Here is a 22,724-nt window from a genome sequence, read left to right on the forward strand (position 1 = left end):
AAACGAATTTATCGCATCTGCTGGCAAAACTGCTGTCATAATTTGGATGTTTTTGGCAAGCCATTGATACGCATAAGAAGGCTAGAAGCTGGTTTATCTATTCTACTTCGAGCCTTCTTAGGGTGGAGATGGGGAGCGTTGAAGTTCACGACGCGAGAAACTATACGCTCTTTTAATGTGGTCCCGTTGGCTTGTTAAGCGGAACGGTGTTTTATTTTTGTCCAATCGTGCCGAGTCGAATTTAGAAGAGTCTAACCTCTGAGACGCCAAAATGGATATTGGAATTCTTGCTGTATGGTTGCTTATTTTTCTGGTAGGCGTGCTAGAATTTGTTGGAGCAATATTGTGTGTTCTGCTTGTGTGGTTTGCAGTTGTGTGATTTTGCTATCCTGTTCGCTGAAACGCTGACGCATTTCAGTTTGTATTCCAACAATTTTACCATCTGTTTCTATTTGTTGCGTTCTCAGTTCGACGAGCTGCTCGTTGGTTAAGCGGTCGTGAGCTATAAGGGTTTCAAATAGCTTGTCGTATTTCTCGTTTAGTTTTTCTAGGGCAGCTTTGTTGACCAACGCTCCTATTGTGATGGTTTGCAATTCAATTGTTTTCTTGAGCTGGGTATGTTCTTGCTCAAGGGCTTGTAACCGTTCTTCGACTGTCGCCATTAGGTGCCTACCTTTCTATGCAGTCGTTGGGTTATAGGAGATTATAACATAGTCTTTTTTTAAGATGTAACAGGAATATCTACCAGGTATGTATCGGCTCGATCACTCCATTTCCTGCTCTAGAGTTAAAGCCTGCCTTTTTGAGCCTGGCCTTAAGCTCTCTAACTTTTGGCGGCATGGTTTATCCTTCTCTAAGAATACTATATATTATTTCGTGTAGTCGTTTGAGGTTTTGTGCTGTTTTGCCTCCTCCAGGACGACTTTGGCCTCGCGCTCACGCTGGGCGCTGCCTATGTGGATGATGATCTGTTGGAGATGCTCGGGTTGAAGTTGCCCCAAGGCCTGAGCCTGGGTAGTGAGACGAGGGAAGCGCGCTTCGATGATTTTGAGCAGGATATGATGCAAATCCTGGCATTGTTGGGCCTGTAGATCTGCCTGGACCTGGGCTTTGATCTCCTGGTAGATCCAAGTGCTATGCAAATCATGATATTTGCCTGCCATCAAATTTATCTCCTCTCTTTACCCTGGAAAATATACATGCTTTATTTCTCTTATACCGCCCCCGGCTGGAAAAGCGGAAAGTCTGTCGAGAGAAGATGCGCTATCCTTTTGCGACTGGGAGAATCTCTTACTTAGTAGCGGGGAGAACGCAGTTGCTACGGGGTAGCGTCTGACTTTTTCTGTTTTGGGACGTATTATCAAGAGAACCCTTTTGCTATGAGGCGTGGTAACAGAGGTACAAGCGTAAACGTAGTAAGGTTAGCTGGACGTATTGGGGAGATACTGGTAGAAAGTCTGGTAGACCATGGTGCAGAGTACAGATCAAGCGCAAAACGCTCAAGTATCCAATAAGAATAGTTCTGGTCGCGTGCGACGTGTGTTGCGCAACCGCAACTTCTTATTGCTCTGGTTGGCACAACTTATCTCCTTGACGATTCTCAATGCCACAAACTATGGCGTGATCGTGCTCGTCAACAATGTGACGCAATCGGTCTTTATGGCTGGCCTGGCTATTATTTCGTTTACCCTACCTGCCATCCCCTTTAGCGCCATCGCGGGCGCGATTGTGGATCGCTTGAATAAGCGCCAGGTGCTCTGGGTGAGTAACATCTTACGCATGGTGACGGTACTGCTGATGTTCATCTGCATTGTCTTCAACCGGGGCAACCTCTGGCCCCTCTTCCTGCTGACCTACTGTACCTCGCTGATTGGACAGTTCTTTATTCCCGCTGAGGGGTCGTCCATTCCCTTGCTGGTCGGAGAACGCGATCTGATGCCTGCCCTCTCGCTCTTTAATATCTCCATCACTATTTCGCAGGCTCTGGGTTTTCTTATTCTTGGGCGCCTGGTGACCTCGCTCTTCTCACCCTTTACAGTCCATATAGGCAAGCTGGCCTTTAATGTGCAATCCATCGATATGCTTTTCCTGCTGGTCGGCGTGCTCTACGCGGTCTGCGCTGGCTTAATTCTGCTTATCCCATCGCGTTGCTTTGCCGAGTCGCACCTCAAGCAAGAGAGGGCGCAGCGTGGAGATCGGACGGTGAAGGAGACGCTGGCACGCCTCTGGGCAGACCTGGGTCAGGGCTGGCGCATTGTGCAGGTCGATAACCTGCTCTTCTTCTCGGTGGTGCAGCTTTCGGTTGTAGGTATCCTACAGCTTCTAATTGGTGAGCTGGCGGGTACCTTTGTCCAGCAAGTGCTGCACCATCCACCCGAAGATATGGCCTTGATCCTGGCACCGGCGGGCGTTGGCCTTGTTGGAGCTTCGGTCTTGATGACCCCGTTGACGGAGCGGATTGGGCGTATACGTTTGACGCTGATCGGGTTTATCTCGCTCGCAGTAGGCTTCTTACTCTTGCCAGCCATGCAGTGGCTCTCGTTGCGCCTGGACCCGGTGCATGGTGCATCATCCTCCTGGCTGCTCTGGTCGGTCATCCTACTGGTGACATTACTGGGCGTGGCTATGGCGTGCGTGAATATCCCTACAAACACGATTATGCAGGAACGGGCGCCTGAAAATGGACGTGCGCGTGTCCTGGCTTTTCAGTTTATGCTGTACAATGCTGGTTCCATCCCCGTCTTGCTTTTCGCGGGTGCGATTGCGCAGTTGCTGGGCTTCAATCTTTTGATAGTGGTGTTGGCGGCCTGTATGTTCTTCTTCTGCTTCTGGGCCTCGCGCTTTGGCAAACGTCAGCCTGGACGCAGGTCGCAACAGGATGCTCATGCCGCGCAGAAGCCTACGGAGAGCAAGGAAAGACAACAAGAGCCACTCCGCTCAATAGAGGATATGTTTCCACCGATTCCCCAGGAGCCTCACACATACGCAGATTCTACTCCCAATGAGCAGCAACGTCCTTCATGAAGGTGTTTGCAGGGCTACACAGTGGCGAGAACTCGTATTCATAGACTACCTCCTGGTGCTGGAAAACCTATTTGTGACGCTTGTTCTGGCTGTCGCGTTTTCGATAATAAGAAACTCATTTTCGAAGAAACTCATTTTCGAAGAAACTCATTTTTGCTGTTATGCCTGCCTTATAGTTGGGTGCTTGCCAGGCGGAGGAAGAATATGCCTGATCTATTCCATCTAAGTGTGATTGATATTCTGTTTGTGCTGACCGTTCTCCTGATGGTGTTCAATGGTATTCGCAATGGTGCGATATTTAGCCTGATCAACATTATTAGCATACCCATAGGCTGGTTTGTCGCGTACGCCTATGGGCCGGAGTTCATCTCTATCATGGCCTCTGACGGGTTCGCGGCTACCCCCCTGATTGCCTTTCTGGCGCTGTTTCTCGGCGTTGTGCTAATCTTTCATATCGCGGCAACGCTTATTCGTGGCACGACGCAACGTATTCCAGGCGTTGGCCTGGGGGATGCGTTGCTGGGTGGCCTGGTAGGTTTTGTGGAGTCCTGGCTCCTCTGGCTGTTGCTGCTCATTGTGCTGGGAAATTTCCTGGCGAGCGCACAAAGTGGGGCACCTCTGGGCATGCACGTTGATGCCGCGCAGTTGCGGGCTTGGCATGAATTTTACAATGACGCGGTCAATAATAGCCTTTTTGCCCGTGTGAATGCATTCTTTGTTCACGCGTTGCCGCCACTACCGCAGCCTCCACAGCGTTAGAGCGGTCGGGGCTGACGCTGCTAAAGCACGCGTCTACATATCATGGGACGAGGCAATCGCGCCTTGATATGTAGACGCGTGCTTTAGCAGCGTCGGCGTCCAGAAGCAAGGGATTTACCCTTTACGTTTCCCCTGAAGCTAGCGTACAATGAGCAGAGAGGCCAAAGCATGTAGCATGCATGTAGAAGATTGGAGGACGTTACGACACACCGTTTGATCGATACCGGAATACGTCGGGGTCCAGAACGGGCCTACCTGGTGGCAGTTGAAGCTGATGAGCAAGAGGGGATGTGGGGAGCTGAGGACTCGCTTCAGGAATTAGAGGCCCTGGCAACAACTGCGGGCGCTGCGGTGCTAGGACGCATGATTCAACACCTGCCCCAGCCCGATGCACAGACCTATCTGGGCAAAGGCAAGGCCCAGGAACTTGTGGCACTCGATCAACAGCTCCAGCTCGATGTTATCATTTTTGATGATGAACTTACCCCCACTCAACAGCGTTCACTCGATAAGATGCTGAACGCGCGCGTCATAGATCGCACCGCTCTTATCCTCGATGTATTTGCGCAACGTGCTTATTCCCACGAAGGTCGCCTTCAGGTAGAACTGGCCCAGGCCGAATATCGCCTGCCACGCCTGGCGGGCAGTGGGACCTATACCCGGCAGGCTGGTGGTTCCCTTGGTGGTGGTGGTGTAGGTGGCGCGATTGGTGTGCGCGGTCCAGGTGAAACTCGGTTGGAGCTGGATCGACGCCGGATTCGCAGCCGTATTTCCGCGTTACGCAAGGAGATTGAAGAGGCCCGGAGTCAGCGCGCTCTCCAGCGCAAGCAGCGTGTGGCCCAGGGGCTTCCCATGGTTGCGGTCGTAGGCTATACAAACGCGGGCAAGTCGACACTGTTTAATGCCCTGACGGAGGCTGGCGTACTGGCTGAAGATAAGCTCTTTGCCACGCTGGACCCGGTGACGCGTCGGCTCTTGCTGCCCAACAATCAAGAGGCCCTGCTCTCCGACACGGTTGGCTTTATCCAAAAGCTGCCAACCCAGTTGATCGCCGCCTTTCGCGCCACGCTTGAAGAGGTGATTGAGGCTGACCTGTTGCTTGAAGTCGTCGACATCAGCCATGAGAATGCCTTTGAGCAGAGCGAGACGGTACACGATATCCTCGAAGAGCTGGGAGCAGCCGCGAAACCCCGCGTGACCGCGCTCAACAAAATTGACCTGCTCACCGACCCCGATGTCCTTGATCCCAGCCTCTACAGCCACGCTGTGCCTATCTCAGCGGCTGAGGGCAAGGGCCTGGAAGAACTGTGTGCTGAAGTGGCTTCCGTACTCGCGGATACGATGGAGCAACTAACGGTCTTACTCCCCTTTAGCCGGGGCGACCTGGTAGAACTGTTTCATCGTCGCGGCCTGATTGCCTATGAAGAACATGAAGACGAGGGGACGAGGCTGATGGGACGTCTCCCCCGCTCGCTCGCAGGCTATTATTCCCCTTACATTCAACCTCCCGCCTGAATTGTAGGGTCCATGCTGGCATGGACTCTTCGACCTGCAGTCCAACATCTGTGCGTAGACAGGTCGCTGCGCTCGGAGTCCATGCCAGCATGGACCCTACAAGTGCTTTATGGCACTTAGCATCTTTGTATAGAGCCAATAGATGTAGTGGCGGTCTGGCAGAGGCTTTATGACACTTAGCATCTTCGTATAGGGTCAATAGATGTAGTGGCGGTCTGGCAGAGCCAGACCGCCACTACATCTATTGACCCCGCGAGCGCCGCAGGCGCGAGGAGTCAGCCAACAAGGTGTATAAGGTATGAGACATAACAAGAAAATAGCAGACAGATAGTTACAAAGGCTATGAACTGTACAGAAAAATACGAAATGTGATATGGTAGAGGTGAGTACTCTCAAATGTATGCCTTTAGAGTATGAGTATTAATTGCTAGATGTTTTTGCTATTCTTTTGCTGAAAGTGCCAGGGAAGCGCTATGGCTGAACTACATCCTAAGTTGAAGAGTCGACCGATACCTCTGCGTGTCCGCTTGCGTGCTGCACCCAGTGCTGAGCAGCATGAGCGTGCTCAGGTGGCTGAAGAGCAGGCTATTGCGGAAGTACTCTCCACCCAGTCCGGACCCAATGGCGAGACCAAGGGATTATTTTCCTATGCCCTTGATGACGTCTCGCAACGGCGGGGCCTGCATATCAAGGAACTGCTACGCCTGGGGAATCTCTTGCGTGCCGATCTGCGCCTGGACGAAGTGCTCCAGCAAATTGTGGCCGCGATCGCAAATTGTACCGGATTTCGCGCGCTGGCCATTAACCTGGTCTATGAGCAGGAGCAGGTGACACGTGTGGTGGCCTGCATTGGTGTCTCAACGGAAGATATCCAACGCTTGAGGGAGAACCCAGAGCCGCTTGAGGGGATGCTGGCCTTGATGCGCCCCGAATACCAGATCAGCCAGAGCTATTTTGTTTCGCATACCCAACTCCAGGAGAAGTTCGCGGACATCGTCAGTGTCCCGGCTGGCGTGCTGGATAGCTATGAAGAAGGGCAATGGCATCCTGAAGATACACTGCTCATCCCTCTGTACAGTTTACGCGAAGAACGGTTGCTTGGTATTCTCTCTCTTGGAGACCCGGAAGACGGCTTGATACCATCGCGGGAGAATGTTGAACTGGCGGAACTTTTCGCTCAGCAAGCAACAATTGCCATTGATAACGCGCGCCTCTTTCAGGAGCGCGAGGAGGAGCATCGCGCCCTGGAAGAGGGAGTGGCACACCTGCGTGAGGAGATGGAGCAACTGCGAAGCGGTGATTTACGCGTGCGCCTGCACTCCCAGCATGAGAAACTCCAGCCGATTGCGGAGTCAATTAACACCGTGGTGGGCGAGATTGGTTCTCTGCTGAGTCGGGTACAGATGGTGACGCAGGCGGTGGATGAGCATACACGTAGTGTGCGCCATAGCTCGGAGTCGCTGGCACGTAATATCGCGCAGCAAGAGCGGCAGGTCAATCAAATATCCACCGTTATTGAGCAGATTGCCGAGCAGATGCAGTCGGTCTCACAGAAGGCAGCAACGCTTTCGCAAACACTCATGGAGTCAGTCGAGGTGACTAAGGAGGCGCAGGGAGCCGTTGATCGTGCCGTGGACGGGATGGGTATGGTGCGTGAAGCGACCCTGGAGTCAGCGCGCACTATGAAGGCCTTGAGCGAGAGCTGTCAGCAGGTGAACGAAGTGGTATCGGACATCTCCGATCTCTCGGTGCGGATGCATCATGTGGCACTCAATGCCGCAATTGAGGCCACACGTGTGGGTGAACGTGGACAGGGATTTGGCCTGATCGCCCAGGAGATGCGCACGCTGGCAAGCTACGGTAGCCTGTCTGCTCGTAAGGTTGGTTTCTCTATTCGCGGCATTCAACATGAAACCACGGCAATGTCGCAGAGTGTGGAGCAGAATACGCAACGTGTTGTGATGCAGACCGAGCTAGTGATGCAGACCGGGGTGGCTCTGGAAGCAATTGGCGCCGTGACTGAGGAGTTTTCGAGTCTGGTAAAGAGTATCTGTGATACGTCTGAGCAGCAGATGCAGGGTGCGCAAATGGTGACGGGCTCTGTACAAGAGATCTTGCGTATGACAGGTGATATCACGCAGCATACACGCGAGATGCAGAGCTCTTTGAACCACTTATTAAACCTCTCTGATGCCTTACGTTCGCGGATGTCTGTCTTCCGTATTTCATATGATCTCCAGATGTAGCAAGCAATTTCTAGCCACTACGTGGCTCGCAGGGTAAGTCTATGATGGTGGGCTGGCTCTGCCGGCCCACCATCATAGACTTACCCCATAGAGATGCAGTGGGGTAAGAGGGAGGACGAGGTCCAGGGGCGCTGCCCCTGGCGGGGCTTGGGGTGTCCCCAAGTGCCTCCTCCCCCCTTGCCGCGGCAGTAAGAATGCAGTGGGGCAAGAGGGAGGACGAGGTCCAGGGGCGCTGCCCCTGGCGGGGCTTGGGGTGTCCCCAAGTGCCTCCTCCCCCCCTTGCCGCCGTAGGCGGCAGAAACAACTTGTACATCAGGTTAAGTAGGAAAAACTGCTCAACAAGTAATGATGCGATTCGGCGTTTACAGAGAAAGCCCAGTTTCGACGATAGAGTTTGTAATAGCCAATGTACGAACTCGTTTGGGCCAGCGCCTTTATCAATTTGTGGCGGAGCAAGCGTGTTTTTCCAGCCTGCGGGTTACGCATCCCTTCAGCGTAGATGGCGTGTGGACCTGAAGTGTAGAACTGTTCTATGTTATTTGTTAGGGGAGCTTTTTGATGAACGCTGCGAGTAGTCCTCCAAGCTTCGGCTCTATTCGGTTTATAGCCGGGCCTTTAAATGGCCAGGTCTTTCATCTAACGAAGACCTCTCTAGATTTTGGGCGTGATGGAGGCAACGACATCGTCGTGCCAGATCCCAAGGTATCACGTCGTCATGCACGCTTGTTCTGGAATAATGGCAACTGGTTTGTCGAAAATCTTTCCAGAACGAGCAATGTTCTGTTGAATCAAGGAAAGGTTCAGCAGGGGACTTTGGCGCTTAATAGTGTTGTCACTCTTGGTGAAGATAGTTCTTTTGTCGTGCTGGCGTTACAAGCTCCCCCGCCTCATCTGGTCTCGAATGCCCCTCCACTTGTCCTTTCGGCCCAATCCGCGGCAGTCCAGGTTCCTCCTACGCCAGTGCCTCCAGGCTCAGCACATATAGCCGGTGGAACTCCACTCGCAATACCCGCTTCTATGGGAGCTCCTCCTCCCACACCCCCGGCAAATGGGGTCCAATTTGGCCCGGTTGGTGCTACACCGCCGCCTTCGCCGGTTCCTGCTCAACCTTCTGCCGCTGATCGTACCGCGATCGAGGGGATGCCTACGCTTGAGATTAGCAGTAATGTGCAGTACGGGACGCAGAAACAGGCCTTGTTGAAGCCCGTCATCAATATTGGGCGAAACCCGTCAAGCGATATCGTCATCAATGAGCCAGTTGTTTCAGCCTATCATGCGCAAGTTATCCGTGAAGGTAGCGATTGGGTGCTGGTGCATCCTCATCCTTCGCGTGGCCGAACGCTCAATGGCCTGCTCTATCAAGGTCGAATTATCCAGGGCGATGAGCAGTTTCGTAAGCCGCTTGTGCATGGCGACATTTTTCGTATTGGCGACGAACATGGTACCCTGGTCACGCTAACCTATGACGATGGCAGCGGTGTCTCCCAGGAGATGCCGCCAGATATTCATCCTATCCCGCTGAATACTCCAGTCATTACCATGGGGCGCGCGCCAGATAATATGGTAGTGCTGAATCATCCTCTGATCTCTGCGCATCATGCACACCTGGAGCAGGGACCAAATAATACGCACCGCATTATTGATCACAATAGCACAAATCATACCTATGTGAATGGGCAGCGCGTCTCGCAGCAGGCGCTTAAGACGGGCGACGAGATCCGTATTGGCCCCTATCGCCTGACCTATACGGGCACGCAACTGACGCAGTACGATGAGAGCAGTAGTATTCGTATCGATGCGCTCAATCTAAACAAGCGCGGCAATAATAATGTGGTGCTCATCAACGATATCTCGCTCGTCATCCCGCCACGCAAGTTTGTGGCTCTGGTAGGAGGTTCAGGCGCGGGCAAATCAACGCTTATGGATGCCTTGAATGGCTTGCGCCCGGCACAGCAGGGGACCGTGCTCTACAATGGACAGGACTACTATCACAACTTGTCGGCCTTTAGTACGCAACTTGGCTATGTTCCACAGGACGATATCGTCCACCGTGAGCTAACAGTTGAGCGCGCGCTCTACTACGCAGCTAAGATGCGCCTACCAAGTGACTTTACGAAAGATCAGATTAACCAGCGTATCAACGAGGTGCTGGAAGATGTGGAGATGACTGAGCGGCGGAAGCTCCTGGTCAACAAGCTTTCGGGCGGGCAGCGTAAACGTGTCTCTATCGCCCTGGAACTCCTGGCGAATCCAAGCATCTTCTTTCTGGATGAGCCAACCTCGGGCCTTGATCCAGGCCTGGATCGTAAGATGATGTTCCTCTTACGGCGCCTGGCCGACCGTGGGCGTACGATTATCCTGGTGACGCACGCGACAAATAATATTAACGCCTGTGATTATGTCTGCTTCCTCTGTCAAGGGGGACGCCTGGCCTACTTTGGTCCGCCCAATGAGGCCAAGACCTTCTTCAATAAGACCGACTTCGCGGAAATCTATAGCTCGCTGGAGCCATCGAAGGATCATCCGACTATTCCAGCTGAGGCCGAAGAGCGCTTTAAGGCTTCGCCCTTGTACTATAAATATGTGGTGGCCCCCTTGAACGAGGGCCAGGCCAAGCGTGCCAGCATTCCGCAGTCACAGAACCAGATCAAGCGTGCCAGGGGGGGAATCCCTTAAAGCAGTTCATAATCATGTCGATGCGTTACATCGAACTGCTCAAGAACGATCCCGGCAACCTGGCGCTGCTCTTGCTCCAGGCTCCGATCATTGCCCTGTTACTGGTCGGTATTATGCGCTTTGAAATTGGGACTGGCCTGTTTGAGCAGAAGAATACCGTTCAGTGTCGTACGCAGATTCTGACGAATCAAGGACCACTGGCCCTGCCCGAGGCGAAAACCAAGGAGAGCGTGGATTGTGGCACGGTGAAGAGCTTCTTGCAGGATAATCAGGCGGGCCAGCAATTTGTGAAGCAGAAAAGCAATAATGTCGATACGGCCCTGCAAGATTTTATCGTGCCCGGCCTGGGCTTTAATGGGGAGACCTTGCTCTTCGTCATGGCCTTTGCTACCGTTCTCTTCGGTTGCATCAATGGCTCCCGTGAGATCGTCAAGGAGGCCCATATCTACCGGCGCGAGCGCGCGGTCAATCTGGGTATCATTCCCTATATGTTCTCAAAAATCGTGGTGCTGGGAATTCTGTGCCTCTTCCAGAGCGCGGTGCTGCTGTTTATTGTCGAACTGGGCGAGCCCCTGGTGACAAGTGTCTTTCTGCCGCCCATCTTAGAGGTATATATCACGTTGGTGCTGACCTCTCTGGCGGGTCTGATGATTGGTCTGGCTATCTCAGCGCTCTCGCCGAACAATGACCGCGCTGTAAGTTTTGTTCCCATTATTCTGATCCCGCAGGTCATCTTCTCGGGCGCGATTATCCCCTTTAAGGACAAGGCCATGCAGGCGCTCGCCTTCCTGTTCCCCACGCGCTGGGCCATGACGGCGCTTGGTTCCTCGGCGGGCCTGCACAGCGATAAGATCAATGGCGATAAACTGTTTGGCGATGACTTTACCTTCCATGGAACCATCTTCTCTACCTTTAGCCATACAGATGCGCTACAGCGTATCCTGATGTCCTGGGCCGCTCTGGGCGCCTTTGTAATCATCCTGACGATTGTGGTTGGGGTCTGCCTCAAGAGCAAGGACGTGAAGGTATAACTCATTAAAGTAAAAAGATGTGATGGACACTGGTGTCCATCACATCTTTTTACTTTAATGGCGATACCAGAACTGGTCCCAGGCGTGCCAGAAGGTGTCGGCGGTCGAGGTCACGGTGCGCGCATCCTCGATCTTAACGCCGGGCCGGTTGATGAAATCGCGTGCGTTATCGGGCGAGGCAAGCTCAACTTTAAAGGTAACCGGCCCCTCAAATTTCAGGGGTTTGGGCCAGTTCTTTAAGCTGAGGGCCTGGGCCACGCGCATCTCGATGAGTGAGCAGGCATCTTTGGGAGCCATATTGACGGACGAGAAGCGTCCCAGGCCCTTCTTTACCTGTGCTGTGACCACCTCTGTCCCCAGCAATTGCTGAACCTCGCGGCAGGTCGCGGCATCACCAGAGGTGAAGGCGACGGGCACATCCCAGCAGCCTGCAATCGCGGCCAGGATGCCGCTCTCTCCCACCAGGGTTCCATTGATCGAGGCGTTATGCCAGGACTCGGACGAGACGGTGTGGCAGAGTACGCCATCGGGGACGCCCGCCATGGCGTGAGCGCCGACAAAGAGGATAGCGTCACACCCCTGCTCAAAAGCCTCAATATACCTGGCCCAGGGGTACCCGAAGACGTATTCTGCGCCCGACTCCAGGCGTTCAGGAACAAAGCTCTTAAAATTATGCGCGCCGCCCGCACCGTGGCAGTCGACCACGACTACGTCACGCGCCCCAGCCGCACGCGCTCCACGGACCGCCGCGTTCATTTCATCGGTGTAGAGCTTGCGACATTCTTCATAAATAGCTGTGCCGCTGGAGACCTGCTCCCACGTTTCGATGCAAGAGACCCCTTCCATATCACAGAAAATAACTACACGCATACTCTCCTCGCTCTCATGCTTATTACAAATAAATAATGAGTAGGTGGTGTGGGGAGCCATGACAGGCTTCGTCTGTCATGGCTCCCCACACCACCTACTCATTATACCCATTTACGCACGTTTGCTGCGAGGGCGGGCGCGTCGCTGAGGGCGCTGCTTAATCACGGGAGGATCGTATTCGCGGTAGACGCGTTTGCCTATCCGCCAGCCTATAAAGCCACAGACAATGGCTCCCAGCACGGAGAGGGGAACGAGCCAGGAATAATGCTGTATAGGTTGATTAGTGATCAGGAGTGAGAGGCCGACGGTCAGCATGAGAAATGCCATCAGGCCAATAACTGAACCGAGACAACAACCCAGAGGGCCTCCGCTGGGCTCAAAATCTTCAGGGAAAAAAGGGCGTGGCGCGTCAGAGGGAGCCTTTTCGCTTTCTGAAGCGTCCTTCTTCTCGCCCTCAAGGGAGGCAGAAGATTCTTCTACCTGTGGCTCTGTCTGGGGTTGCTCGTTATCTGGTGCTGTGGACACGAAGCGACTTCCTCCTGCTTCTGGACGTGAATATAAAAAAAGATATCCGGCTCGCACTGGCAGGCTGATTGATACATCAAGGCATACAGTGTCTATTATGCCAAATGAACCTAAAAGGTGCCGAACTGGCGATCACCTGCGTCGCCCAATCCAGGTACGATATAGCCCTGGTCATTAAGGCGCTCGTCGAGCGCGGCGATATAAATGTCGATGTCTGGATGGGCCTCACTCAGCTTGAGTAAGCCGTAAGGGGCCGCGATAATACAAACGAACGAGATGCGCTGAATACCCTTGGCCTTGAGGATATTGACTGCGTCAATGGCGGAGCCGCCTGTCGCCAGCATGGGATCGACGGCGTAGCAGATTTGCAGGTCGACTTTATGCGGCAGCTGATTGTAGTATTCCAGTGCCTGGAGTGTGCGCTCATCGCGTCGTAGACCCAGGTGCCAGATCTGCACATCATGTAAGACCTCGCGGAAGCCTTCGGCCAGGCCTAGTCCTGCACGCAGAATAGGCGTGATACCAATGCCACCAGCGAGTTTATAGCCTTGCATCTGCTCCAGGGGCGTCTCAATGGTCTTCTCCCGCAAGGCCAGTCCCGCTGTTGCCTCGTAGGCAAGCAGGCTCCCAATCTCCTTGACCAGGCGGTAGAACTGCGAGGCGGGCGTCTCCTTATTGCGGAGCAAGGTCATTTTGTGCGCCATGACCGGGTGCCGGGAAATATGCACGCGTGGTAGCTGTAAGACTTCGGTGCGACCAGGCTGAGGAATGCCCTGCATTGGCAGTTGAGGTCGCTCCTCCTGGCTGGAAATGTTCGACATAAAAATCTCTCCTTCGACATGGCAGCAGTAAATTCTCTGGAATTGTAGCAAAGATAGTGAGATGCGTCGAGCCTCTATTCTTTTTATGCAGTAGCTCTCAGGACTTCTCGCCACTGCGTGGCTCGCGGAGTAAGGGTGTGTGGGACCGGGCTGGCTCCGCACATCCTTACCCCACACATCCTTACCCGATAAGAGGAGGGCTGAATGGGTGTAGTAGCCGCGTACGCAAGTAGCGGGAAGTAGCCGCGTACGCAAGTAGCGGGAAGTAGCTATAGATGGCTGTTTGCTGTTATATGCATGGGGAACTATGCTATACTACGCCCATATGGTTATAGGAGCATGTCAAATCACGGTGCATCTACCAGGATGCCACTCGTTAAAAGAGAAGCGTCAGATCGTCAAATCTGTCGTGACGCGGGTACGTAACCAGTTCTCCGTGGCTATTGCCGAGGTGGAAGAGCTTGACCGCTGGCAGATCACCAAAATTGGGATCAGCTATGTAAGCAATGATGCCCAGCATGCACGTGAGGTACTGGATCATGCCCGCCGCTATATTGAAGAGACACGTCCCGATATTTTGATTACTCACGCTGAAACTGAAGTTTTTCATTGGTAAATAAATTATGTCATCACCAATGCTACAAACCGAGCAGAGAGATTCAGACATTTCAGTCTCTGTGCTCGGTATTCGTGTGGATCGCCTCACACAACGCCAGGCCCTCGATTATATTGATCAGCTTATCTCCCTGCGCCGTGAACATAGCGAAGAGGTTCGCTGCCAGCAGGTTATTACCGTCAATACGGAATTCGTGATTGAGGCGCAGCGTAACACTGCCTTTCGTGCATGTATCAATGAGGCTGAACTGGTGGTACCAGATGGTATGGGCATCGTCTGGGCGACGCGCTACCTGGGTAGGCCCGCGCCTGAGCGTGTGACTGGCACTGACACCTTACCAGAACTCGCAAAGCTATGTGCCACCAGAGGCTACCGTCTCTATCTGCTGGGGGCCGCGCCAGGGGTTGCGGAGAGCGCCGCTGAGCGCTTGTGTGCCCTGGCGCCCGGTCTACAGATTGCTGGTACCTACGCTGGTTCGCCAGATCCCACCGAAGAGGAGCCTATCCTGGAGCGTATTCGCCAGGCGCAGGCTGACGTTGTCTGTGTGGCTTATGGCGCTCCTGCCCAGGAACTCTGGATCTATCACAACCTCTCACGCCTCCCGGTGGCGGTCGCCATGGGCGTAGGCGGGGCGTATGATTTCCTGGCGGGACGCAAGCTACGAGCGCCTAAAACGATGCAGCGGATGGGCCTGGAATGGCTCTATCGGCTCTACCGCGAACCCTGGCGTATCTGGCGTATGCTGGCTATTCCTCGCTTCATGATACTGGTCTTACTCAAAGGACGAAAAAAGGCATGACGATACAAATCACCGATTCTGCGCGCCTCAAAGCCGTTATCGCGGCTTTTCAGGGGAAACGGGTGCTTATTATAGGCGATATGGTTGCTGATGAGTATCTTATTGGGCGTCCGACTCGTATCGCGCGCGAAGCCCCTGTCTTGATCCTTGATCTGTATGAGGAGCGGACTATCCTGGGTGGGGCGGCTAATGTCGCTGTCAACGCCAACGCGCTTGGCGCAGAGGTCTTCCTGGCGGGAGTTGTGGGTGATGATATCGTGGGTAAGCGTCTGCGCCAGGCGATTGAGGAGTTGGGTATGCACCAGGAGGGGGTTGTGACCGATAACACACGTCCAACCTCGACGAAGACGCGTGTCATGGCCGGTAGCTCCCAGGTGGTACGCCAGCATATTGTGCGCGTGGACCGGGTGAACAAGTCTGATATCTGTGAACCCAGCAAGAGCCAGTTATGTGACTATATTCGCGAAGCGCTACCGAGCATGGATGCCGTCGTGCTCTCCGACTATGACCTGGGTATGATCAGTCCAGAGATCATTGAGACCTGTGTGCCCCTGGCGCGTGAGTTGAACAAGGTGATTGTCGTTGACTCTCATGGCTCATTGAGTCGCTTCCAGGGAGTAACAGCGCTGACACCGAACCAGCCAGAGGCGGAGAGTACTCTGGGGATGATGATTGAGACGCTGGAGGATTTGAACCAGGCCGGTGCCCGTCTTCTTGAAGAATGTAACGCTCAGAGCGTCCTGATCACACGTGGAAGCGAGGGCATGAGCCTCTTCGAGTTCGGTAAAGAACCGTTGCATATTCCCATCTATCCGCTGCCACATGCAAGCGAGATTGTCGACACCAATGGCGCAGGCGATACGGTTGCGGCAACCTTTACCCTGGGACTGGCCACGGGGGCATCCAAGGCGGAGGCTGCCTACCTGGCGAATGCCGCCGCGGCGCTGGTTGTGCGCCGCCTGGGCTGCGCCAGCAATACGCCTGAAGAGTTGAGGGGAATTTTGGCATGAGCAAAGAGATGATCGAGACGCGGAGCAAGGTACTATCGCGTGCGCAACTGGCGCTAGAGGTTGCGCGCCGCCAGGAAGCGGGCGAGCGGGCCGTCTTTACCAATGGCTGTTTTGACCTGCTACACCTGGGGCATATTCGCTACCTGCAAGAGGCACGCAGCCTGGGTGATTTCTTGATCCTGGGTCTGAATAGCGACGAAAGCGTGCGGCATCTGAAGGGGCCAACGCGCCCCCTGGTGCCCGAGTTAGAGCGTGCTGAACTGCTCGCCGCCCTGGCCTGCATCGATTATGTCACGATCTTTGGCGAGCCTACGGCCAGCGAGTTGATCGCGACCCTGGAACCGGCGATCTATGTCAAGGGCGGAGACTACGCGGGGAGTGTGCATGGCGTGGACCCTGAGAAACTGCCCGAAGCCCGGATCGTCTTTGGCTATGGTGGCGAGGTAAGCTTGATCTCCTACCTTCCTGGTCACTCAACCACGGAATTGATCCAGAAAATTCAGCGGCTGTAATCATAAGTCATCCCGTCAGTAACATAAGTCATCCCGAATTTTTTGAGGATGAGCTTGCCAAAAAGCCCTCCAGAGAGAAACTTGAGGAAAACACCCTTTACCACCTCAAGAACTCAACTGGAGGGCTCGACATGTCAACGCATTCTCTCATATGGCAAGAGGGTCCGCAAGTGTGGGCCTTTGACCCCGAACTGATGTCAGAGGCGCTCTTACGCCTGTTAGCTAAGCACCTCATGCCCCTGCTCCTGCAGCTGGATGCCCAGCTAGACAAGCGCCTGGTGCGCACCTTTGCGCGGTTGGTGCAAACCATCATCACTTTTCGTGACCGGGTCAATGCCTTGCTCTTGACCGAACTGGGTGAACACCTGGGCTCAGCTCAGCAGACACCCGCTGCTGTCAAGCGCATCAGCCATCTGCTGCGTTCTCCCAAGTGGTCGAGCTCCCTCATCCGTGAGTATCTCTTGCAACGAGCGCACGAGCGCCTTGAGCAGTGGGAAGCCCAGCAGCTCATCGCGCTCCTGGTCTGGGATAGCAGTCAGCAGGAAAAAGCCGAAAGCATCCACAATGAGGAGTACTGCGCAGTGCGCTCGACGAAAGCAGCGCGCTTGAAGCGGATCAAGAAGGGCTTCTACACGCCTCCCAGTGGTCCCGTTTTTGTCCCCGGGCTTCACTGGGAAGGCGTCCTGCTGGTGGGTCTCTCCACCCGTCAGGATCCTCCCCAGGTGGCCGCCATGCGCTGGTGGACGAGCCGGGGAGTGCATGCCTCCTTCCAACGCGATGAACAAGGCAAGCTGCTCGTTGAGCTCAAGGAGCGCTTTGGTCGCCGCGTGATTCATATCTTTGACTCTGGCTTTGCAGGCAGCTTCTGGCTTGGGGTGCTCCTGGGCTTGGAGCTGCGCTTCATCATGCGCTGGAAGAGCAGTTACAAGCTCCTTGATGAGCAGGGGTGTCTGCGCAAAACCTGGGAGATCGCCCGCGGCAAACCGAGTTGGGAGAAGATGGCCATCTGGGATGCGCGCAAGCAGTGCCTCGTGCCAGGAGGGATTGTGGCCTTTCCCGTTCGCCATCCTGACCACCCTGAGCATCCCCTCTGGTTGGTGGTCTGTCGCTCCCAAGATCGTGAGCCCTGGTATCTCTTGACGGCAGAACTTGCCAGCACTCCCACGCAGGCTTGGCCCACCTACTGGGCCTACGCCCGTCGCTGGCAGGTGGAGGAGGAAATCAAGGATCAAAAAAGTGAGCTCGGCTTTGAGAGTCCACGCGTGCAGGCATGGGAGACGCGCGAAAAGCTCTTGCTGATCGCGACGCTGGCCTACGACTTTCTGCTCTCGTTGTTGCATCCCTGGCTTGAGCCGCTGCGAACCTGGTGCATCGAGACCTTTTGTCCGCGCACGGGTCGGCACTTGCGCCTGGTGAAGCATCCCTTCGTGCGGCTGCGAAAGGCCGTACGAGCGCTTTGGCAGGCCTATCCACCCCAGGCGTTGCTCCCTCGGGAGCCCCCTGTGGCCGGGCGCGTCATCGTCACGGAAGAAAAAGCATCCGTCTAAAGCCACAAGCACCTGCGTGCAAGCGTAAGCGGGAAAACGCAGCAGGGGACGCGTTGGCTTCGTATACACAGGGACAAGCCGCCACACGAGATCATGGGGCAAGGCGTGCACAAGCTGTGCTCCCCTGGCCGTGGCACGGGGGGAAATGGCAGGCCGGTACCTGTCTCCTGCACAAAGGAAGAGATCCGGGGCCTTCTCCGCACGTGGAGAAGGCCCCGGATCTCTTCCTTTTCCTCAAAATTTGGGATGACTTATGTTACTGGCTATTTTAACATGATCACCCCTCTACATGCGTGAAGAGGTCGTTCTCGCCCATGGTGTCATCACCCACGCGTGATGTGGCCAGTTGATAATATTCCGTGGCGCGCAGTTTGCGCTGAAACTCGGGAAGCATTTGCGCGACGGGGTTGCTGGGATTGACCTGGGTGCGATGCTGGGAGGCAGCCAGGACTTTGTCATCTTGCCAGCGCTCAACATCCAGGACGATATTGATTTGTTCATCGGTAAGCCCCAGTGTTTGTGGATCAGCATTCTTAAAGGGACCGCCTGGTTCTTGCTCTTGTAACCACTCTGTCATTGTGAGAATTTGCTGGCGCGTCATACCTGTATAGTAGAGTTTGGCGGCTGAGTGCGCGGGTCCCAGGTCTGGATAGAGAGCACTATCAGCGGCGGCATGAAACGCGCTGGTAGTGTAGCGGTAGATAGCCAGGTGATCGGGGTGCCCATCTGCTCCCGTTTCGTCGAAGGTGACAATGACCTGGGGGCGAAATTGGCGGATAATTTGTACCAGTTTGCCAACCACTTCTGCCGGGCGAGCATGGATAAAGGCGCGTGCATGCTGATTATCTGGTGCGCCTCGCACTCCAGAGTCGCGGTAGCCCAAAAACCACAGGTTATTCACGCCAAGAAGGCTGGCGGCCATGCGCATCTCTTCTTCGCGAATCTCATCTAGATCGTCTCGTGTTTTGAGCAGGGGGTCAGAGATTTCGCCCACCTCACCACGGGTAGCAAAGACCAGGCCGGTCTCAATGCCAGAGGCGCGATAGTGAAGCAGGGCACCACTAATGAATCCTTCGTCGTCGGGATGGGCAAAAACGCCGAGCAGTCGTTTCGTTGACATGGTTTCTTTCCTTTGCGTTTTTCTGCCTGGATGAAACTCCTTTTAACTGTATCGTATTCTAGGAAGCCCTGTCAACAGCAAGGAAACAGCTTAAGAGTTGGTTATGTTGCAGTGTGTGTCACGGTCTTCACCCGCGACGCACACTGCAACATAACCAACCTTTACTGCACTCTACTACTCATCCCTTTAGATTAGAGCGAATAACCGCTGTAATACTCTATATTTCCTATGCTAAATATGCTACACTATATATGGTGAGGCGAATAAGGCACCTGAGGAACAAGCCAAGCGTGCTAAGATGGCAAGCTATGTAAGCCCTTCTTGGCGGAAGCCAGACAACTTTGATTAAGGAGTGAGCGGCAAAGATGTCACGTTCGATTCTAGATAAAGAATTGCAAGAGCTGGATGCGCAAATTATCCGCCTGGGGACGATGGTGGATGAGGCCTTGGAGAGAGCTTTGGAGGCCTTAGCGGCTGGTGACCTGGCGAAAGCTGGTATGGTCATCGAAAATGATGCATTGATCGATAGTCTGAGAGCCGCGGTTGAGGAGCGTGCCATTCGCCTGTTGACCCTACAGCAGCCACTGGGTGGGCGTGACCTGCGCTACCTGGCCTCGGTGCTTTCGATTGCGGGCGATCTTGAGCGCACTGGTGATGGCGCGGCTGGTATTGCGCAGAATATCCTGCGTATGACACCTCTGCGTGGGGATACGATGCCCCATGTCAAGATGGAGACGACTGGAATCAAGGATGCGGGCAGCGGAAATACGATCACGGAAGCCTCGATCATGAAAGGCATTCTCGACCTGGGGAAAGAGGCGCGGCGTGTCTTACAGGGCACCATTAAAGCCTTCAAGGATCGCGATGTGAAGGCCGCACGCTACATCTGGGAAGAAGATGATGTCGTAGATGTGCGTTACCACATGGTCCGTCATGACTTGATGGCCATGATGGGAGGCGCGCACGCAGTCCCAGCCCTCCTCAACGATTCCTTGATTCTCCAACGCGCCACGTATCTCCTCTGGATGGCCCATAAACTTGAGCGCGTTGGCGATCACTGCGCCAACGTTTGTGAGCGTTTGCTCTTTATTGTTGAGGGTGATTCTTATGTACAGAATCTACCTCAGCAGGGGAAAGAGACGAAGCCGCAGGTGTAGGTCTTCCAAGCGGATGGTGTTAATGGAAGTGTGGCTGGGCTTTGCCCAGCCACACTTCCATTAACACCATCCGCTTGGTTATTTTTGAATGGCGGTCCAGAACTTGTTGGCCAGGACAGCATAGCCTGCTGAGCTTGGATGAAAGCCATCGCCGCTCACAAATTCAGGATGAGCCGTTAGCTCGCTCTGTTCGGCGAAGAGATCCACGACGGGATCATGGTAGCGCGCCGCCTCATGCGTGATGCCAGCGTTCCAGCGCTTAATCTCCTGCAGGATGCTAGCCTTCTGCGCGGGTGTACGTCCTCCAAAGCTGGGGAGGAGCGTCAGGTCTGGTAAATTGGCCAGTACGATGCGAGCATGCGTACCTGTCTGGAGCTGATCCAAAAGCGTTTGTAGATCGTTCATATAGCTCTCATAAGTCACACCATCTACAAAATCATTAGCGACCAGCCAGATGGTAATCAGCTCTGGCGAAGTCGAGAGGGCCAGGGGCAGCTCGTTCGCGAGCGCTTTATGCAGGGTGCTGCCGCTGACGCCAAGGTTGATGAAATGCGAACCACGTGGCAGGTGCTGTGCGATGCGTGGCGCATATCCCTGCGTCTCTGGTTCAGTGCTGCCGACCCCTACGGCATCCGAGGCCCCAAGGGCCACATAGGTGAGGGCCTTGCCGTTTAGCAACTGTTTCCCATTCGCGGGCCGCGTTGGGGTTGGCTGCGCGCTTTGGTTGCTGCCACCATTACAGGCGCTACAGAAGAGGAGCAGAGCCAGCAGACAGACGCCCACTAACGCCCTGCCTGGTCGAATACGTTGTCTCATATGTCCCTTGCCAATTGCAATAGGTATTCTTAAGTATTAAATAGCTCACTTCCCATATTGTAGCGTATTTAGACATCCAACTACCAGCGATATGCCCTCCACAGAGAAAAGGAGGAGTGGGATGGGTGTGCGGGCGAATCGTTCGCACATCCATCCCACTCCTCCTTACAATTATGCGCGTGTATCGCGGTCTACTACAGCGAGCTGGCCGCTCTGGATGTCGATGACCAGGCCATGGATCGGGATGCGGGGCAGGTAGGGACTCTGACGAATGACCTCAACGACCTCGTGGACATTCATATGAACATCATGAAAGGCACCAAGCCAGCGTAGAAGCCCATTAAGATCGCCCAAATTTTCGCGCTGGATCAACTGTTGCGGGTCGACTCCCAGGGCTTGCATAGAGGCAGTGAGCGCGGCGGGATTCACGTGCGCGAGGCCGCATTCCGTATGGCCGACGACGAGCACTTCGCGTACCCCAAGGAGATAGACACCGCCCGCGAGGGAGCGAATAAGATCATTAGCACCTCCGGTCCGCTCTGGCTGTGAGATAGTGGCTCCCGCCGTACGTAGCTCCAGGACATCTCCCCGCTGAAGCCCAAGGGCCTGCTCAAACATTGTCACCAGGCGACAATCCATGCAGGTGACGACGGCTGTGCGCTTACGCGGTGTATGCCCAATCAACGCAGGCCGCTGGGCCTGTAGAAAGCGCTCGTTATTAGCCAGAATTTCCTCTAACATAAATGGCAATCCTTTCATAATTTCTCATGCACAACTTATTAGTTTGTATGGTGAACAGACCACACTTATTTCTGGATTAGGGTGTGGTTGGTGCGTAGTGGCGGCCTGCGGCTGCCACTACGCACCAACCACACCCTAACCTTGGCGAGCACCGCAGGCGCGAGAGGTGATGCGAAAAAAGCACATAAAGCAAGGCTTCAAGAAGAGAGACGTTGATCAGGCTCTGGAATAAGAACGTTAACTCTTACAGAAAGCAATTACAGCTATTTCATATTTGTATAGAATTAGATAAAGTAATAAATGTTTGCATGTTTTTGTTGTATACTTATGCTCATATACAAATATTTTTCGTTTATTTTGGAAGGGAAACGTTGGGTGAAGAAAAAAGTATTGATTGCGGAAGATATTCGTTCATTGCGTGTAGTGTGTAAGCATATTTTGCGCGGAAATGGATATAACGTCCTGGAGGCGCGGACGGGTGAAGACGCCTTCTGGCTTAGCCTCTATGAGCGGCCTGAACTCGTCATTACCAGTGGGACCTTGCGGCGGACCAACGGCATCCTGCTCACACGGGCGCTGGCTACCCACCGGGCGACGTCAAATATCCCCTTGCTCTTTGTGGTGGGTACGCCCTCTCAAGAGGAGCCGAGTTTTGTCGATCACCAATTACAAGATTCTCAAGATCCACAAGACTCATTGAATATCTATACACCCCTGTATACGCCCCTGGACTCGAAGGACCTGTTAGTTTCGGTCGAAAGGTTCCTTGAGCTTACAGGACAATGGGAGGGAGAACAACAGAAGCGGGCCTGATAGCCCTGTGGACTCCAGGCTGTGCGCGAACGTGCGTGTCTATCTGTACGAAACCCTCCAGGTATGCTATAGTGTCAAATATATGCCACTTATACGCTGACATAGAAGGTGGAATATTACGTCATT

General features: G+C 54.1%; 21 protein-coding genes. 13 read left to right on the plus strand and 8 right to left on the minus strand.

All coding sequences use genetic code 11. The features are described from left to right. Positions 1–302 precede the first annotated feature (302 nt). Both KTE_RS16375 and KTE_RS16380 read right to left on the minus strand, forming a co-directional pair. On the minus strand, positions 303–662 hold the full coding sequence (locus KTE_RS16375) for a hypothetical protein (RefSeq protein ID WP_201382636.1): 360 nt from the start codon (positions 660–662) through the stop codon (positions 303–305). A gap of 207 nt (positions 663–869) precedes the next feature. Beyond that, positions 870–1,163 (minus strand): hypothetical protein, encoded by a 294-nt coding sequence (locus KTE_RS16380; RefSeq protein WP_201382638.1) that lies wholly within the window; start codon positions 1,161–1,163, stop codon positions 870–872. Between the two features lie 304 nt (positions 1,164–1,467). On the opposite strand from KTE_RS16380, the gene KTE_RS16385 reads away from it, so the two are divergent. From KTE_RS16385 to KTE_RS47535, 6 genes are all read left to right on the plus strand, one after another. Beyond that, on the plus strand, positions 1,468–3,024 hold the full coding sequence (locus KTE_RS16385; RefSeq protein WP_201382640.1) for an MFS transporter: 1,557 nt from the start codon (positions 1,468–1,470) through the stop codon (positions 3,022–3,024). A 204-nt stretch (positions 3,025–3,228) separates the two neighbouring features. Next, positions 3,229–3,783, plus strand: a complete 555-nt coding sequence (locus tag KTE_RS16390; protein WP_201382642.1) for a CvpA family protein — start codon at positions 3,229–3,231, stop codon at positions 3,781–3,783. A 189-nt stretch (positions 3,784–3,972) separates the two neighbouring features. Beyond that, complete coding sequence (hflX, locus tag KTE_RS16395; RefSeq protein WP_236600435.1) at positions 3,973–5,298, plus strand: GTPase HflX; 1,326 nt, start codon at positions 3,973–3,975, stop codon at positions 5,296–5,298. Positions 5,299–5,771: 473 nt separating this feature from the next. Then, positions 5,772–7,544, plus strand: coding sequence for a methyl-accepting chemotaxis protein (locus KTE_RS16400; RefSeq protein WP_201382644.1), 1,773 nt, complete (start codon positions 5,772–5,774; stop codon positions 7,542–7,544). Between the two features lie 558 nt (positions 7,545–8,102). Then, positions 8,103–10,220: an FHA domain-containing protein gene (locus KTE_RS16405; protein WP_236600440.1), complete on the plus strand. Its 2,118-nt coding sequence runs from the start codon at positions 8,103–8,105 to the stop codon at positions 10,218–10,220. 14 nt (positions 10,221–10,234) lie between these two features. Further along, a complete protein-coding gene (locus tag KTE_RS47535) occupies positions 10,235–11,251 on the plus strand; it encodes an ABC transporter permease (protein ID WP_236600442.1) in 1,017 nt (338 codons plus the stop codon). 54 nt (positions 11,252–11,305) lie between these two features. Here the strand turns inward: KTE_RS47535 and KTE_RS16410 are convergent, their stop codons facing one another. The 3 genes from KTE_RS16410 to upp all read right to left on the minus strand — a co-directional run bounded on the left by KTE_RS16410 (position 11,306) and on the right by upp (position 13,425). After that, complete coding sequence (locus KTE_RS16410; RefSeq protein ID WP_201382646.1) at positions 11,306–12,121, minus strand: M55 family metallopeptidase; 816 nt, start codon at positions 12,119–12,121, stop codon at positions 11,306–11,308. A 111-nt stretch (positions 12,122–12,232) separates the two neighbouring features. Continuing rightward, positions 12,233–12,646: a hypothetical protein gene (locus KTE_RS16415; protein ID WP_201382648.1), complete on the minus strand. Its 414-nt coding sequence runs from the start codon at positions 12,644–12,646 to the stop codon at positions 12,233–12,235. A gap of 110 nt (positions 12,647–12,756) precedes the next feature. Continuing rightward, positions 12,757–13,425: a uracil phosphoribosyltransferase gene (gene upp / locus KTE_RS16420; RefSeq protein WP_201387104.1), complete on the minus strand. Its 669-nt coding sequence runs from the start codon at positions 13,423–13,425 to the stop codon at positions 12,757–12,759. 367 nt (positions 13,426–13,792) lie between these two features. Between upp and KTE_RS16425 the strand changes: the two genes are divergently transcribed. The 5 genes from KTE_RS16425 to KTE_RS16445 all read left to right on the plus strand — a co-directional run bounded on the left by KTE_RS16425 (position 13,793) and on the right by KTE_RS16445 (position 17,951). Next, on the plus strand, positions 13,793–14,083 hold the full coding sequence (locus KTE_RS16425; protein ID WP_201387106.1) for a DUF503 domain-containing protein: 291 nt from the start codon (positions 13,793–13,795) through the stop codon (positions 14,081–14,083). 7 nt (positions 14,084–14,090) lie between these two features. Beyond that, the gene (locus KTE_RS16430; RefSeq protein ID WP_201382650.1) at positions 14,091–14,882 is read left to right on the plus strand and encodes a WecB/TagA/CpsF family glycosyltransferase; all 792 of its coding nucleotides are present in this window, start codon (positions 14,091–14,093) and stop codon (positions 14,880–14,882) included. Next, complete coding sequence (locus KTE_RS16435; RefSeq protein ID WP_201382652.1) at positions 14,879–15,892, plus strand: bifunctional heptose 7-phosphate kinase/heptose 1-phosphate adenyltransferase; 1,014 nt, start codon at positions 14,879–14,881, stop codon at positions 15,890–15,892. Before KTE_RS16430 ends, KTE_RS16435 begins: the two co-directional genes overlap by 4 nt. Then, a complete protein-coding gene (locus KTE_RS16440) occupies positions 15,889–16,404 on the plus strand; it encodes an adenylyltransferase/cytidyltransferase family protein (RefSeq protein ID WP_201382654.1) in 516 nt (171 codons plus the stop codon). Before KTE_RS16435 ends, KTE_RS16440 begins: the two co-directional genes overlap by 4 nt. Positions 16,405–16,535: 131 nt before the next feature. Further along, positions 16,536–17,951: a hypothetical protein gene (locus KTE_RS16445; protein ID WP_201379395.1), complete on the plus strand. Its 1,416-nt coding sequence runs from the start codon at positions 16,536–16,538 to the stop codon at positions 17,949–17,951. 277 nt (positions 17,952–18,228) lie between these two features. On the opposite strand, the gene KTE_RS16450 is transcribed toward KTE_RS16445, so the two are convergent. Further along, positions 18,229–19,071: a PIG-L family deacetylase gene (locus KTE_RS16450; RefSeq protein WP_201382657.1), complete on the minus strand. Its 843-nt coding sequence runs from the start codon at positions 19,069–19,071 to the stop codon at positions 18,229–18,231. 365 nt (positions 19,072–19,436) lie between these two features. Between KTE_RS16450 and KTE_RS16455 the strand changes: the two genes are divergently transcribed. Beyond that, positions 19,437–20,228 carry a PhoU domain-containing protein gene (locus KTE_RS16455; RefSeq protein ID WP_201369672.1) on the plus strand — a complete coding sequence of 264 codons (792 nt, stop codon included), beginning with the start codon at positions 19,437–19,439 and terminating at the stop codon, positions 20,226–20,228. Positions 20,229–20,306: 78 nt separating this feature from the next. Here the strand turns inward: KTE_RS16455 and KTE_RS16460 are convergent, their stop codons facing one another. Together KTE_RS16460 and KTE_RS16465 are read right to left on the minus strand one after the other, a co-directional pair. After that, the gene (locus KTE_RS16460) at positions 20,307–21,044 is read right to left on the minus strand and encodes a GDSL-type esterase/lipase family protein (RefSeq protein ID WP_201382659.1); all 738 of its coding nucleotides are present in this window, start codon (positions 21,042–21,044) and stop codon (positions 20,307–20,309) included. 171 nt (positions 21,045–21,215) lie between these two features. Continuing rightward, the gene (locus KTE_RS16465) at positions 21,216–21,785 is read right to left on the minus strand and encodes a carbonic anhydrase (protein WP_201382661.1); all 570 of its coding nucleotides are present in this window, start codon (positions 21,783–21,785) and stop codon (positions 21,216–21,218) included. Between the two features lie 375 nt (positions 21,786–22,160). Between KTE_RS16465 and KTE_RS16470 the strand changes: the two genes are divergently transcribed. After that, positions 22,161–22,598 (plus strand): response regulator, encoded by a 438-nt coding sequence (locus tag KTE_RS16470; protein WP_201382663.1) that lies wholly within the window; start codon positions 22,161–22,163, stop codon positions 22,596–22,598. The last annotated feature ends 126 nt before the right edge of the window (positions 22,599–22,724 follow it).

The sequence above is a fragment of the Ktedonobacter sp. SOSP1-85 genome, from assembly GCF_016587415.1.
In the GTDB taxonomy this organism is placed as follows: Bacteria; Chloroflexota; Ktedonobacteria; order Ktedonobacterales; family Ktedonobacteraceae; genus Ktedonobacter.